The following is a 13,210-nucleotide window of genomic DNA, read 5'->3' on the forward strand; positions in this document are numbered from 1 at the left end:
TGCATACCTCTAACTCTCTTTCTGGAATATAATGTGTGACAAAGATAACAAGTTTATACGCTGAAGACATAAGCTGCCTGTAGAACCTCCCCTGAACCTCAAAAATGTAGGTGTACAAGATGTATGAACAGCTGTTTCCCGTCATAAAGTGTACAAGGTAGTACCTTTGGACAGGGAGTGAAGATCTTTGAGCATTCAGCTGTTACTCAGTTATATTTTTTTGGGTTTAACCCTTGCTGCGCCGATGGGGCCGGTGAATTCTGCACGTCTGGATAAAGGGATCAAGAACGGATTCTGGAATGCATGGTCTGTCGGAGCGGGATCCATGATCGCCGACGGGATTTTTATGCTGCTGATCTATATGGGGATGGTCCGTTTTTTGAATATGCCTGAAATTCAGATCTTTCTATGGATTTTTGGCTCATTAATACTGGTTTATTCAGGTATTGAGAGTATTCTTACCGCTGAAAAGGTAGATATCCATGCGACTATGCGCAATAAAGAGTCTTTGCTCAGAAGCTTTATGACCGGGTTTATGGTGTCCATCACCAGTCCGTTATCCATATTGTTCTGGCTCGGCATCTACGGCTCTATTTTGGCGAAAACAGCCAATTCGTACGGGACATCCCATCTGTTAATTTACAGTAGCATGATTTTCCTCGGACTGGCGCTTTGGGATCTATGTGTCGCTTCACTCACCACTGGGCTGCGGCGTTTTTTGAATGAGAGCATGCTGAAGTGGATTTCTATCATTTCGGGTGCTTCGCTGGTCGGCTTCGGGGTTTATTTTGGCATTCAGGGTATCAAGGCTTTGTGGGGATGAAGCGGGTCATTGTAACCATTTCTCATTTTTCTCATAGGATACATCGTTACTGCGATGAGGCAAAGGCCTATAAACTTTGAGAATTCTGGAGGAAAAATATTATGCCGACGGTGAACATCCCTAAGAGTTATGAATCCTTACTTAATTTGACACAGACCGAGAAAGCGATCAAATTGGCCAAAGAGCTGTTTGAAGCTGAACTAAGCGAAGCGCTGAATCTGCAGAGAGTTTCCGCCCCGCTTGTGGTGAGAAACGGCAACGGAATTAATGATAACCTGAACGGGGTAGAGCGTATTGTCTCCTTCGATGCCATTGATATTACGGACGGAGAGCTTGAGATTGTCCAATCCTTGGCCAAATGGAAGCGGATGGCCCTGCAGCGCTATAATTTTAAGGCAGGAGAAGGACTGTACACCATTATGAACGCTCTGCGGCGGGATGAGATTCAGGATAATCTGCATTCCATCTATGTGGACCAATGGGACTGGGAAAAGGTAATCCCCCGGGAGCAGCGTAATCTGGACACCTTGAAATCCGCCGCACGGTCGGTTTTTAATGCGGTCAGAACGACCGAGCAGCTGTTGTCACAATTCTTTCCGGAACTTACGCCCGTTCTCCCGGAAAAGCTGCATTTTATTACTTCCCAGGAGCTGGAGTATCTCTATCCCGACCTGACACCGAAGGAAAGAGAGAACCGTGCCGCACAGCAGTACGGGGCAGTTTTTATCATGCAAATCGGCGGAGCGCTGCTCTCGGGGATCAAGCATGACGGCCGTGCCCCGGATTATGATGACTGGAATTTGAACGGGGACATCGTGCTCTGGTATCCGGTTCTGGAGCAGGCCTTTGAAATATCTTCGATGGGAATCCGCGTCGATAAACAGCGTTTGGCGGAGCAACTGGAATTATCCGGTGATGAAGACCGGAAGGCTCTGGAATTTCATCAGCTGATCTTCCGGGATCAACTGCCGCAGTCTATTGGAGGCGGAATCGGCCAGTCGAGGGTCTGCATGTTTCTGCTTAAAAAAGCCCATATCGGTGAAGTGCAGGCTTCCGTGTGGAATGAGCAGATTCTGAAAGAATGCCGGGAAGGCAATATCAATCTTCTCTAACACGGGGATGACGCCAAACAAGCAGCCGCTCACGGAGCAGGCTGCTTGTTTGGTTTGCCGGATTTTTCCCATTTCCTGCTCATCATCCAGGTAACGGCCGCTATTATTGCAACGAGCACGATGCTCACGACAAAGCCTAGCCGGATGCTTTTTTCCATAATAGTCCCGGTTACAGCAAGCAGCAGCAGGAGTAGACCGGTGACGGACAGGATCTTTTCCTTCACCTTCAGCTTCAGGATTTTATATGCGGAGATGATGATGAACCCCCAGTTATACATTTGCAGAATTCCTGCCGCCGTAGTGATATAGGCATAAATTTTGCCCGGCAGAAGCAGGGAAGTGACCACAGACAGGGATAATCCCGCAGCGGCCAGCGCCAGGGAGGCCAGAGGCAGGCTCCGGAACTTAAGCTTCTTCTGAAATACACGGGGCGCATCGCCGTCCTTGGCGAGTGTGACAAGCAGGTTGGTGACCGCAAACAAAGAAGCGGTCATGGTGGAGAAGCCTGCGGTCAGGATCGCTGCATTAAAGACATGGGGAAAGAAGGGCAGCTTATAGGTGGACAGTGCGGTTACGAACGGGCTCTCTTTTTCCGTAATGGCTTTGTAGGAGACCATAGCAATCACCAGACCAATGGAAATCACGTAGATGATGGTCAGTACGATCAGCATGACTTGCCCCGCTTTCGGCGCATCCTCCTTGTTTTTCAGCTGCATTGACATCAGGCCGATGGTTTCAATTCCGCCATATGCAAAAAAAGCATAAATCAGTGAAGACCAGAAGCCGCGGAAGTTCCCGGGGAAAATCTCATTCATGGAGCCCGGCATACCCGGCCGTCCGTCATTTCCTCCATGAATCCAGCCGAACAGGGCCGCAGCGGCGAGAATGATGAACATCACAATCGCAGCGGTTTTCGTAACAGCAAGTATATTCTCGACCTTGTCAAAGCCCTTAGTCCCGAGAAGCACTACGGCGATGGAGAGCACCGCATAGATGGCGGCGAATACCCAAAGCGGTATGCGGGGGAACCAGAATTGTGACAGAATGGCGAGCGCCGTCAGCTGGCTGCCCATAATCAGGATTTTGGAGCTCCAGTAATTCCAGCCGCAGCTGAAGCCGGCCCAACGGCCGAAGGCCTTTTCGGCATAGAAGCAGAAGGAGCCTTCCTGAGGGTCGGCAGTGGTCATCATGGCCAGCAGATGATAGACGATATAGGTGCCGGCCGCAGCGAGTAAAAAGGAGAAGACCATGGCAGGTCCGGTAATTTTAATACCAAGGCCCGAGCCCAGGAAATAGCCGGTCCCGATCGTACATCCGATGCCCAGCAAAGACAGCTGCCACCATTTTAATTCCCCGTCTTTGGCAGGTGATGCCTGTTTCTTGGTATTTTTAGCACATGTTTGAGTCATTCAGCACCCCCTAGAAATATAATATGGTTCTTTAGGAAAGGGTTTATTCGGGAGGCTGATTATGGGGTAAGTAATGAGAAATACCTGCATAGAAGGGAGTAATGATCATGGAAACTCAAACGAAAAAGACAATCGCAATAGGGGCAGCGCTCGGTGCATTAGTCGGTGCCGGTCTGGCCGTTCTCCTTGCTCCTCAGCAAGGTCAAGGCGGACGCACCAAACTGGCGGATGTGGCAGAGATTGTTAAGGAAAAAGGCGCCATGCTTAATGAAAAGGGCCAGGTGCTCGCGGAAAAAGGGCAGGAGGTCGCAGAAGTCATCAAGGAATCCCTGGGTGTATTCAAGGAAATCAAAGATGAGGCTCTAACCGTTACAGAGGAGATTAAGACGGAGATTCAGAATTTCAAGCAGGATCCCGCACCTCCGTACAGCATATAATTCTAAAGGCAGCCTGTCCTTGCGACAGGCTGCTTTTTAAGTGCGCCCGGCATGGGCGATAACTAGGCGGTGAAAAAGTCCGCTATTTCAAGTTTCCAGGCTTTGCCCTGGGGAGGAACGGAAATGGGTTGTATATTCGCGGCTGGGTAGAAAACCTAAGAAAACTGGAAAATACCGGAGTGGCAGGCCTGCAAAACGGGCTTTGTCCAGCATTGTCATGGCTGTATCCTCAGTGGCTGAACTGGAAACAAGAGAGTAAAGCAAGCTTAAGAAGAAGGACCTGTCGGGGACAGGTCCTTTTCTGGCGGAAACAAGTTATAGATCCACCGCGGTAACTTGGGCAAAGGTATTTCCATGAATATCCTTAAACAGCTTCAGCATATTTTTTGAAATTATCCAAAATGGCCTGCCATCCGGCTTTCTGCATTTCTATTTCGTTAGTATTCTCCGCTTCAAAGGTTTCCGTGATTTGGGTATCATTGCCGAGACGGGTAAAAGCAATCTGCACTTTTCTGCCGTCACCGACGGTATAGGAGAGCTCCTCGTTAAGGGTTACCGTGTCATATACTCCGCTAAAATCAAATCCGAAGCTGCCGTCTTTGGCTTCCATTCTGGAGAGAAATGCACCGCCGGGCTTAAGATCGTTCTCAGCGTAAGGGGTATGCCAGTCTTCGGAAGCATGATTCCACTGTGTGATATGCTCTGGCTCAGTCCAGTATCTCCATACACTTTCTACGGGGACATGTACAATTGTTTCGATAGTTATCGTTACCGGACTCTCTGTTCCCACTATAACGCCTCCTCATATCAACCTGTTATTTTCAGATCATATCACGATTATTTGCCAAAAGCGACAAGTCTGTACTGTTATGAGGCTGATGTTGATTTAGTTACAATTTTATACATAAAAATGCTAGAATGGATGTATTCCTGACTATTTGGAGGCTGCTCATATGTATTACAGCGAATACGCCAAAACATTAATTATACTTCTGTTAATTATTGTATTTCTGCTGGTCTGGTCCTTCTATAAATGGGCCAATAATTCCCGTAAGAAATGAGTGCTTACATAATTTTGAGATGAACGGGAGAGAGTCATTGTTGGAGACATTATTAACGGACAAGAACGGATTGTATGTGCTGCCGCTGGAGCAAAAACATGAGGCTAAATTAAGAGGGTCACAGCACATTCTGTATGGATTGATGGAAGCGATATTTATCGGATGTATTCTGCTGCCCGGCGATGACCGGACGGCCAAATTTATATTTAATATTTTCTTTTTACTTTTTGCTGTTTTTTTCGGATATCTTTGGCTTGCGATGACGTTTTTTAACAAAGCTTATTTAATAGTTACCGACGAATACCTCGAATATAAATGGCTGTTCGGGCACAAGAAACTTCCGTTCCATAGTATCTACAAAGCTGAGTTTGTTTCGGAAAGCGGAGTGATCAAGCTCGGAATCTGGGCGGATGAGCAGGGAGCGAAACGTTCCTTCTGGGAAAGGACTGACCGGCTCTTCGGCAGGACTTATTCTGCAGGTATTGCTGTTTCAGCCTTCCACCACATTGACTTTGAAAAGCTGCGCTTAACAATCCTGTCGAAGGCTGGTATTCAGTGAGTGTATGTGCTGCAAGAATTATATCCAGCAGTCCGTAAGCATCCGAATAAATGTAATAACCCGCAGGGATTAGCCTGACGGGTTTCTTGCGTTGAATTGGATATACTATGCATGGCTGTTCATTTTAATTGGATTTTCTCCACGTAATTCCATCATTTCCTGGGGGTTGTGAGGATTAGTTGGAAATACTCCCGCTATTTCGGGCTATATTTGGCTATGGAGCGAAATTCATTGGATTTAAGTGGAGCTTTTCCCACTAAAACATCAAAAATGCTGCAAAGCGGAGAATTAGATGGAGAAAATCCACTTGATGGGCGGCGGCCGCTAATTTAGCCTGACAAATTGCCGAAATACCGTGATGGAAAATAATTATTCATAATCCTTCCAGCAGAGGAATATACTCTTGATTGATTAACGAACACCTGTTTGGTTATAATACAAACAAATGTTCTTATTATGGAGGCGATCGGTCATGAGAATGGCTAAGGGTCAAATCATTGAGATTGTATATATGGATAAGGCGGGCAATATCACCCAGCGGCAGATTGAAATCCTCGGCATCCAGAACGGACGAATCCGGGCAACCTGCTTAACCTCCGGTTCGCCGCGGGTATTTCTCCTCTCCGGTATTCTGGCCTGGCAGGCAGTCCGGGGGAAGAGGTATGCCTAAGGAACGTATTATTCTGCTGTCAGACTGTCAAAGCTTCTACGCCAGCGTCGAGAAAGCGGCCCATCCCGAATACAAAGACCGGCCGGTCGCCGTAGGAGATCCCGCACGGATGAACGGCATTGTATTGGCAGCCTGTCCTATCGCCAAAGCCCGCGGCGTAACCACCGCCTCACGGGTGGGTGAAGCGCTGACCAAATGTCCCGAGCTCGTAGTGATCCGGCCGCGGATGCGGACTTATATTAAGGTCTCCCTGCTGATCTCGGAAATTTATCAGAGTTACACTGACCTTGTAGAGCCGTTCAGTATCGACGAGCAGTTTCTGGATGTGACCGGCTCCGTGAGTTTTTTTGAACAAGACCTGCAGGACATCATCCGCTCCGTACAGCAGCATGTCCTGTTATCCACGGGCGTGTGGACCCGGGTAGGGGTTGGACCGACCAAAATCCTGGCCAAGATGGCCAACAACATGGCAAAGAAGAAGGAGGACGGCGTATTCAAGCTGGATTACGGCAATCTGGATACCGAGCTCTGGCCGCTGCCGGTTCATGAAATGTTTATGGTCGCCGGCAGAATGACCAAGAACTTTTACCGGATGGGGATTACTACGATCGGCGACATTGCCCGGATGGAATTGGGGGAATTGAAACGGAGAATGCGCATGACCATGGGCAGACAAAGCGATATTCAGGCCGAATATTATTGGCAGACTGCCCGCGGCATTGACCCAAGCCCCGTAGTGACCGGAATACGCCACCAGCTCAAATCTGTAGGCCACGGCAAGGCGCTGCGCTGGAATCTGTACACCAGGCTGCCGGAAATCGAGGTTGTCCTGCTGGAGCTGGTTATTGAGGTATGCCAGCGGGCACGGCGCCACGGGTACATGGGATCGGTGGTAACCGTTGCCGTATCCGAAACGGACGGTACAAGATCGAACGCCTACAGCCGGCAGACGACTTTGCCTGAACCCTCCTCCTTAACGCATGAGGTGGCCGCGGCGGCGTATCAGTTATTCGTCGACCACTGGACCGGCATGCCTTTGAGCCGCCTGACCATATCCATCTCCCAGCTGACCGATGACAGCGTCATGCAGCTCACCTTATTCGACGACAGGGTCCGCAGCTATAACAGGGAACAGGCTATTGACCACATCAAAACAAGATACGGCAGCCGAGCGCTTATACGCGCGTCCTCATTGCTGGAATCCGGGGTGGCTCTGGAACGGGCTGAACAAATAGGGGGACATTACCAATGAGCAAATTAGACGGGAACGAGAGATGGAAAACCAAGATGCTATTGAGCGAGCATGTGGAACAGTACGACCAGCAGCAGAAGAAAGAGGAATCCGGCCGGCAGATGCTCACGATCGCGGAACGCACGATGGTCCGGGATCTCATTCTGCTGCCATACATAGATACGATGGTAAGCAAGAGCATCGAAGAGATTGAACATTCGGGCAATGTGCTCAGCAGAATATACTTAATGGCCGGCCGTTATATCCAGCACCGCGTCATGCAGGATACGTACCGGCTGCAAAAGGAGCTCAGACAGCGCAACATCAAGGTTTTGCCGGACGAACAGGAGGATTTCCTGGTGTACCACAAAATTTTGTTCCGCGGCTACCAGGAGCGGTTTGGACTCACCCGGGATGTTATGCGCACGGAAATAAGCTTGAAGCTCACCCGGTACACCTCTGATCTGGGGGCGGTGCTGAAAGAGCATTTGAAATAAAACAGCAATCTCCTCCCGGCGTTCCTCCCGTAAATTTAACTAATCTTTAGGTTCGGCTTAGGTTATGTAAAGGTTGGGGCGCTATAAATGAATATGTAGAGAGGAGATACTGAATGAACCAATTAACCAAGGCTCTGACGGTAGGGAAGGCGGTCTTGCTGGTTCTTGCCATCATTTATGTGGGCTCATTAGTGGATTTTATTTTTGAACCGCTGAAGTCACTGACCGGCATGATCCTGATTCCTTTATTGCTGGCTGCTTTCTTCTATTATTTATTACGGCCGCTGGTCAGTCTGCTGGAGAAAAAGCGGATGCACCGGACACCGGCTATTCTTCTCATCTATGTGGTTGTAGCCATGCTGATTTTGGCCTTCTGGGGCGGGGTGTGGCCCCCGCTGAAATATCAGCTGATGAACATGATCAATAACGCGCCAGCGCTGTTTAATTTACTGGATGCCAAGGTGAGGGAGCTTGAACAAAGCGGCTTTCTGGCAAAAATTTTCCCCGGGGACAGCGGTCTGCTCTCTCATTTGACGGAGTATCTGAACAAAGGGTTCAACCTGCTCACGAACTATGTATCGGGACTTTTTTCAGCGGTATCCAACTTTGCGATTGTTCTGTTCACCTTCCCGATTCTTCTGTTCTACATGCTGAAAGACGGCGAGAAGTTCGGAAGGGTGATTGTCAGGATTTTTCCGAAACGTTTCCGTAACAGAGCCCGCACAATTCTTAAAGAAATCGACGCTGCCCTGAACAGCTATATATTGAGCAGAGTAATGGTTAACGTGGCCCTGGGAATCTTAATGTACCTGGGATTTCTGCTCATCGGGCTGCCGTATGCGCTTGTGCTGACACTGGTGGCGGTAATCATGAACTTCATTCCGTATTTCGGCGCCATTATCTCAGCGATTCCGATTGTGATCTTCGGCCTGATTGAATCCCCGAGTGTGGGCATCTGGTCGCTCGTCATTATTCTGCTGGCGCAGCAGATTCAGGATAATATCATCCAGCCGCTCATTTTCGGCAAAAGTCTGGATATCCACCCGATTACCACAACGGTTCTCGTGCTGGGTGTAGGCAATCTCTTCGGAATTATCGGGATGCTGATCATCGTTCCAGTCTATACCGTGTTCAAAATACTGGCCAAACATACTTACCATGTGTTCTTGAAGGAGAAATGGGAAGGGCTGTAGCTCACACTAACCGGAGGAGGGACTAAGATGACTACTGCACACAGCGATTATATAGGAAGAGTGGCCATTTCCAACCGGACAATCACCAAGATTGCCGGCAAGGCGATAGAGGAGATCCAAGAGGTCATGGCACTGATGCAGGGTTCAACCAAACGTAAAAATAAAACAGACTTCTATAAAGCCGTGAACCTTACCATTGAGGACGGGAGTGTATCTATCCGCATCTTTCCTGTCCTGAGACTCGGAACTCCCCTGCACGAAATCTCCAGGAAGCTGCAGCATGTCATTAAGAGTCATGTGGAAAAAATGACCGGCTTCATCGTCTCCGAGGTCCACATCACAGTATCCGGAATCGTCCCTAACCCTGGTTAGGCGAACGATTCCGGTTTTTCTGTATTGGGGCCGAAGCAAAGCTCCACCTTGCGGGAATTTTTATCATACAGGAATTTCTATCGTAAAAACAGTTGTTTCCGCAGGGCTGCTGCCGAGCTTCAGCGTACCGCCCATTCTTTCGGTGTTTTTCAGCGCAATCGCAAGCCCCAGGCCTGTTCCCCCGGAAGCTGTTCTGGCTTCATCCCCCCGGACAAACGGATCAAAGATCACCGCCCTGAGCTCAGGGGAAATCCCGATGCCCGTATCCGCAATTTCGATGGCTACCCGCTGGTTCCCCGGAATAAGCTCAATGCGCAGCTCCGTTCCCGCAGGATTATAGGTGAGGGCATTGCTGATCAGGTTATGAACGGCGCGGGAGAGCAGCTCCGGGTCAAAACGGGCATATATCGCATGCTCGGGCACTTTGAAATGCAGAGTGAAGCTGTTCTGTTCAATCTCGCCGTAAGTATCGGCAATAATCTCCCGCAGAAAATCCCCCAGATCATAACGCCCCAGCTTGAGCAGGAAATCCGGTGAATCGGTCTTCAGCAGCTCTACCATATTCTGAATCAGCTTCGTCACCTGGGAAGACTTGTTGTAGATATAGGTCAGATATTTCCGCTGCCGCTCGGGGTCCGTAACCCGGCCTTCATAGAGCGCCTGCGCATAGCCCTGAATGCTCGTAATCGGCGTCTTCAGATCATGGGAGAGATCCATAATCATCCGCTGTTTGCTCTCTTCCGCCTGCCGCCGCGCCTCGGTGGTGGTCTCGATCACGTCAGCCATGTAATTGAACCGCTCACCGATCTGGATGAACTCCTCCTCGGCATCGACCATAATCCGTGTGCTGTAATTGCCCTGAATCATTTCATTCAGACCCTCACTGACCGTTCTGAGCGGTTTGCGTATTCTCCGGGCCACGGAATAACTGTAGCCGACAACTACCAGCAGCATGACAATCGTGCCGGATAAAATATAGAAGGTTACCGGCTGATTCAACTGGGACTGGAAGGGGTAGCTGTTAATGGTGATCTCAATCCGGTTGCGGGGAATTTTGAGCAGCAGCCATGCTGCGGTTCCCTGATCCTCATAACGGGTTAATGAATAGTAATACTGCTGCTGCGGGCCGTTCTCAAGCAGCCCGTACAGCTGTTCTTCGGTATAGCTTTGCGCGGTGTCAGCTTTGGCTCCGATCACATCTATAAGGGTTTTGTCCTGATTGAGCACTTCCAGCCAGCCCCCGCTGCCGAGCAGCTTTCCGGTTTCTGGTCCGGTGTAGGGGTTGTCCGAATAAAGGCTGGCCTCAGGCTTCAGATCGGGATCAGCAATCATATAGTCCTTGATTTTACGGGTGACATCGATCTGAATGAACAGGTACGCAGCAAGCACGATGACCACAATAATCAGAAAAAAACGTAAAAAGTCAAAGGCAAGAGACGTTTGCAGCGGCCGCTTACTTCTATCTCTCCACAGGCGCATCCATTTTGTACCCCAATCCTCGAATGGTTTTTAGATATTCCGGCTTTTTGGAATCCCGTTCGATTTTTTCACGGATATTGCTGATATGCACCATAATGCTGTTATCTTCATACATGTAGAAGTCTTCCCACACCGCTTCATAGATTCTTTTGCGCGTAAAGACTCTGCCGGGCTCACCCATCATCAGCTTCAGAATCTTGAATTCCGTCGAGGTCAGCACCACCGGTTCTCCGGCGACATGCAGGACGCATGTGCTGATATCCAGCGACAGATCTCCGAGCACGAGGGTGCTGACGGTTTCCTTCCCGGCTTGGGGGACATCGAAATGATGGACTCTGCGCAGCATGGCATTCACCCGGGCAACCACCTCAAGTGGATTGAACGGTTTGGAGATATAATCATCCGCCCCAAGCTCAAGACCGAGAATCTTATCATGGTGCTGGCTTTTTGCCGATAATAACAGAACAGGGATGTGGCAGGTACGGCGGATATTTTTAAGCAGCTGCAGGCCATCCATTTCCGGCATCATGATATCGAGGATCGCCAGATCCACAGCTTCGGTATTAACTATGCCCAAGGCCTCTTTACCATTGGCTGCCTTTAATATATGAAAATCCTTTTCCAGATAGAGCTGGAGCAGCTCCACAATTTCCGGTTCATCGTCAGCTATAAGAATTGAGTACAAAGCAATCCCTCCCTAGTACATTTTTAGCGCATCAAGCTTTATTCAACCTAAACCGAATCTAAAGATTACTTAAATATTGTGCTTGACCGGAATGTGGAAGATACCTACAATTCTAAATACCGCACAACTTACTTGCAAAATATATATTTGAAGGGAGCACACACTAATTGGAATCCGGCAGCCTGTTCACACTCATACTTTCTATCATAACCTTACTCAATATTATTTTGGCGGGAGTTGTCATCTTTATTGAGCGCAGGGACATCGGGTCGACCTGGGCCTGGCTGATGGTCCTGTTCTTCATTCCATTACTCGGATTTCTCTTCTACGTCTTCTTCGGCCGGCAGCTCAAACAGAAAAACTTCTATAAGCTAAGCGCAGAAGAACGGATCTATCTGCAGTCCGCAGTGGATGAGCAGGTGATGACGGTTGATTACATGGGCGGACTTACCGCCAAATATGCGAACCTGCTGAAGATGAATCTGCGGTCGTCCAATGCGCTCATCACACTGGATAACGAAATTGAGATCTTTGAAGACGGGCAGGACAAGTTCAATTCACTGATCAATGATATCCGCGGTGCCAATCAGGAAATCAATATACAGTACTATATCTGGCAGCCCGATGAGCTGGGAACCAAACTCCGCGATGAGCTGACGATCAAGGCAAAAGCCGGCGTTCAAGTGCGCATTCTGTACGATGAGATCGGCTCGAGGCTGATTAACCGCTCTTTTTTCAAGGATGTGATCGCTCATGGCGGTAAGGTAGAGGTCTTTTTCCCGTCCATCTTCCGGCTGATTAACTTGCGGATCAACAACCGCAATCACCGGAAGCTGTGCATTATTGACGGCACGATTGCTTATATCGGCGGATTTAACGTCGGGGATGAGTACCTGGGCCTGGATAAGAAAATGGGATACTGGCGGGACACGCATTTCAGAATACAAGGGGGTGCCGTTGACCAGATTCAGGGCCGGTTTCTGCTGGACTGGAACAAGGCGGCGAACCGTCATGATATGCATCCCGAGCAGCTGGCCTTCCGCACAGAGAAACATACAGGCAGCAGCGTGGTGCAGATCATCTCCAGCGGACCGAACTCCCAGACGGAGCATCTCAAGAACATGTACCTGAAGCTGATCGCCTCTGCCAAAAGAAGCATCTATATCCAGACACCGTACTTCATACCGGATGCAAGCTTTATGGATGCCTGCAAAATCGCGCTGCTCTCCGGCGTAGATGTCCGCATTATGATTCCGAACAAGCCTGACCATATGTTCGTCTATTCCGCGACTTTGGCGCATGCCGGTGAACTGCTGCCTTACGGCGTCAAAATCCTGCAATATGAGAAGGGGTTCATGCATGCCAAGACGATCGTGGTGGACCAGGAGATCGCCTCTGTCGGAACTACGAATATCGACACCCGCAGCTTCCGGCTGAATTTTGAGGTCAATGCGCTTGTCTGTGATGAAAAGATCGCTACCGAGCTGCATGACCTGTTCCTGAAGGACAGTCTGTCCTGCTCGGAGCTGACACTTCAGCGCTACGAGGCACGGCCGAATTTGCTTAAGTTCAAAGAAGCGATCGCGAGATTATTATCTCCGATTCTGTAATACCAAAAAGGCCAAGCTCTTGTCACTAGTCCGGACAAGAGCTTGGCCTTTTAGTTTTGCAGTGAACCGCCA

14 protein-coding genes are annotated in these 13,210 nt (G+C 49.3%); 10 read left to right on the plus strand and 4 right to left on the minus strand.

Annotated elements, in window-relative coordinates; translation table 11 throughout:
* The first annotated feature begins 187 nt into the window (after positions 1-187).
* Positions 188-823, plus strand: a complete 636-nt coding sequence (locus C2I18_RS26690) for a LysE family transporter (protein WP_249898721.1) — start codon at positions 188-190, stop codon at positions 821-823.
* Positions 824-924: 101 nt separating this feature from the next.
* The gene (asnA, locus tag C2I18_RS26695) at positions 925-1,935 is read left to right on the plus strand and encodes an aspartate--ammonia ligase (RefSeq protein WP_249898722.1); all 1,011 of its coding nucleotides are present in this window, start codon (positions 925-927) and stop codon (positions 1,933-1,935) included.
* Positions 1,936-1,964: 29 nt separating this feature from the next.
* On the opposite strand, the gene C2I18_RS26700 is transcribed toward asnA, so the two are convergent.
* Entirely contained in the window at positions 1,965-3,344 is a 1,380-nt protein-coding gene (locus C2I18_RS26700; protein WP_249898723.1) for an amino acid permease, read from the minus strand.
* 107 nt (positions 3,345-3,451) lie between these two features.
* Here C2I18_RS26700 and C2I18_RS26705 point away from each other — a divergent pair, with 107 nt between their 5' ends.
* Entirely contained in the window at positions 3,452-3,781 is a 330-nt protein-coding gene (locus C2I18_RS26705) for a YtxH domain-containing protein (RefSeq protein WP_249898724.1), read from the plus strand.
* Between the two features lie 364 nt (positions 3,782-4,145).
* On the opposite strand, the gene C2I18_RS26710 is transcribed toward C2I18_RS26705, so the two are convergent.
* Positions 4,146-4,571, minus strand: a complete 426-nt coding sequence (locus C2I18_RS26710; RefSeq protein ID WP_249898725.1) for an SRPBCC family protein — start codon at positions 4,569-4,571, stop codon at positions 4,146-4,148.
* A 311-nt stretch (positions 4,572-4,882) separates the two neighbouring features.
* On the opposite strand from C2I18_RS26710, the gene C2I18_RS26715 reads away from it, so the two are divergent.
* From C2I18_RS26715 to C2I18_RS26740, 6 genes are all read left to right on the plus strand, one after another.
* Positions 4,883-5,401 (plus strand): hypothetical protein, encoded by a 519-nt coding sequence (locus C2I18_RS26715; protein WP_249898726.1) that lies wholly within the window; start codon positions 4,883-4,885, stop codon positions 5,399-5,401.
* Between the two features lie 472 nt (positions 5,402-5,873).
* Positions 5,874-6,071, plus strand: a complete 198-nt coding sequence (locus tag C2I18_RS26720; protein ID WP_249898727.1) for a hypothetical protein — start codon at positions 5,874-5,876, stop codon at positions 6,069-6,071.
* A complete protein-coding gene (locus tag C2I18_RS26725) occupies positions 6,064-7,323 on the plus strand; it encodes a DNA polymerase IV (RefSeq protein WP_249898728.1) in 1,260 nt (419 codons plus the stop codon). Before C2I18_RS26720 ends, C2I18_RS26725 begins: the two co-directional genes overlap by 8 nt.
* Positions 7,320-7,799, plus strand: a complete 480-nt coding sequence (locus C2I18_RS26730) for a YhjD family protein (RefSeq protein ID WP_249898729.1) — start codon at positions 7,320-7,322, stop codon at positions 7,797-7,799. The genes C2I18_RS26725 and C2I18_RS26730 overlap by 4 nt, the downstream gene beginning before the upstream one ends.
* 113 nt (positions 7,800-7,912) lie before the next feature.
* Positions 7,913-8,992: an AI-2E family transporter gene (locus C2I18_RS26735; protein WP_249898730.1), complete on the plus strand. Its 1,080-nt coding sequence runs from the start codon at positions 7,913-7,915 to the stop codon at positions 8,990-8,992.
* 27 nt (positions 8,993-9,019) lie between these two features.
* Complete coding sequence (locus tag C2I18_RS26740) at positions 9,020-9,364, plus strand: Asp23/Gls24 family envelope stress response protein (RefSeq protein WP_249898731.1); 345 nt, start codon at positions 9,020-9,022, stop codon at positions 9,362-9,364.
* Positions 9,365-9,427: 63 nt separating this feature from the next.
* Here the strand turns inward: C2I18_RS26740 and C2I18_RS26745 are convergent, their stop codons facing one another.
* Both C2I18_RS26745 and C2I18_RS26750 read right to left on the minus strand, forming a co-directional pair.
* A complete protein-coding gene (locus tag C2I18_RS26745) occupies positions 9,428-10,843 on the minus strand; it encodes a sensor histidine kinase (RefSeq protein ID WP_249898732.1) in 1,416 nt (471 codons plus the stop codon).
* Entirely contained in the window at positions 10,824-11,528 is a 705-nt protein-coding gene (locus tag C2I18_RS26750; RefSeq protein ID WP_249898733.1) for a response regulator transcription factor, read from the minus strand. Before C2I18_RS26750 ends, C2I18_RS26745 begins: the two co-directional genes overlap by 20 nt.
* A gap of 167 nt (positions 11,529-11,695) precedes the next feature.
* On the opposite strand from C2I18_RS26750, the gene cls reads away from it, so the two are divergent.
* Positions 11,696-13,138, plus strand: coding sequence for a cardiolipin synthase (gene cls / locus C2I18_RS26755; protein ID WP_249898734.1), 1,443 nt, complete (start codon positions 11,696-11,698; stop codon positions 13,136-13,138).
* Positions 13,139-13,210 lie beyond the last annotated feature (72 nt).

It is taken from the genome of Paenibacillus sp. PK3_47, assembly GCF_023520895.1.
In the GTDB taxonomy this organism is placed as follows: Bacteria; Bacillota; Bacilli; order Paenibacillales; family Paenibacillaceae; genus Paenibacillus_AQ.

Excerpts from the sequence above, each read along its gene's own strand:
- asnA (WP_249898722.1), top strand. The coding sequence starts at position 925 with ATGCCGACGGTGAACATCCCTAAGAGTTATGAATCCTTACTTAATTTG.
- C2I18_RS26740 (WP_249898731.1), top strand. The coding sequence starts at position 9,020 with ATGACTACTGCACACAGCGATTATATAGGAAGAGTGGCCATTTCCAAC.
- C2I18_RS26725 (WP_249898728.1), top strand. The coding sequence starts at position 6,064 with ATGCCTAAGGAACGTATTATTCTGCTGTCAGACTGTCAAAGCTTCTAC.
- C2I18_RS26700 (WP_249898723.1), bottom strand. The coding sequence starts at position 3,344 with ATGACTCAAACATGTGCTAAAAATACCAAGAAACAGGCATCACCTGCC.
- C2I18_RS26735 (WP_249898730.1), top strand. The coding sequence starts at position 7,913 with ATGAACCAATTAACCAAGGCTCTGACGGTAGGGAAGGCGGTCTTGCTG.
- C2I18_RS26745 (WP_249898732.1), bottom strand. The coding sequence starts at position 10,843 with ATGCGCCTGTGGAGAGATAGAAGTAAGCGGCCGCTGCAAACGTCTCTT.
- C2I18_RS26705 (WP_249898724.1), top strand. The coding sequence starts at position 3,452 with ATGGAAACTCAAACGAAAAAGACAATCGCAATAGGGGCAGCGCTCGGT.
- C2I18_RS26720 (WP_249898727.1), top strand. The coding sequence starts at position 5,874 with ATGAGAATGGCTAAGGGTCAAATCATTGAGATTGTATATATGGATAAG.
- C2I18_RS26730 (WP_249898729.1), top strand. The coding sequence starts at position 7,320 with ATGAGCAAATTAGACGGGAACGAGAGATGGAAAACCAAGATGCTATTG.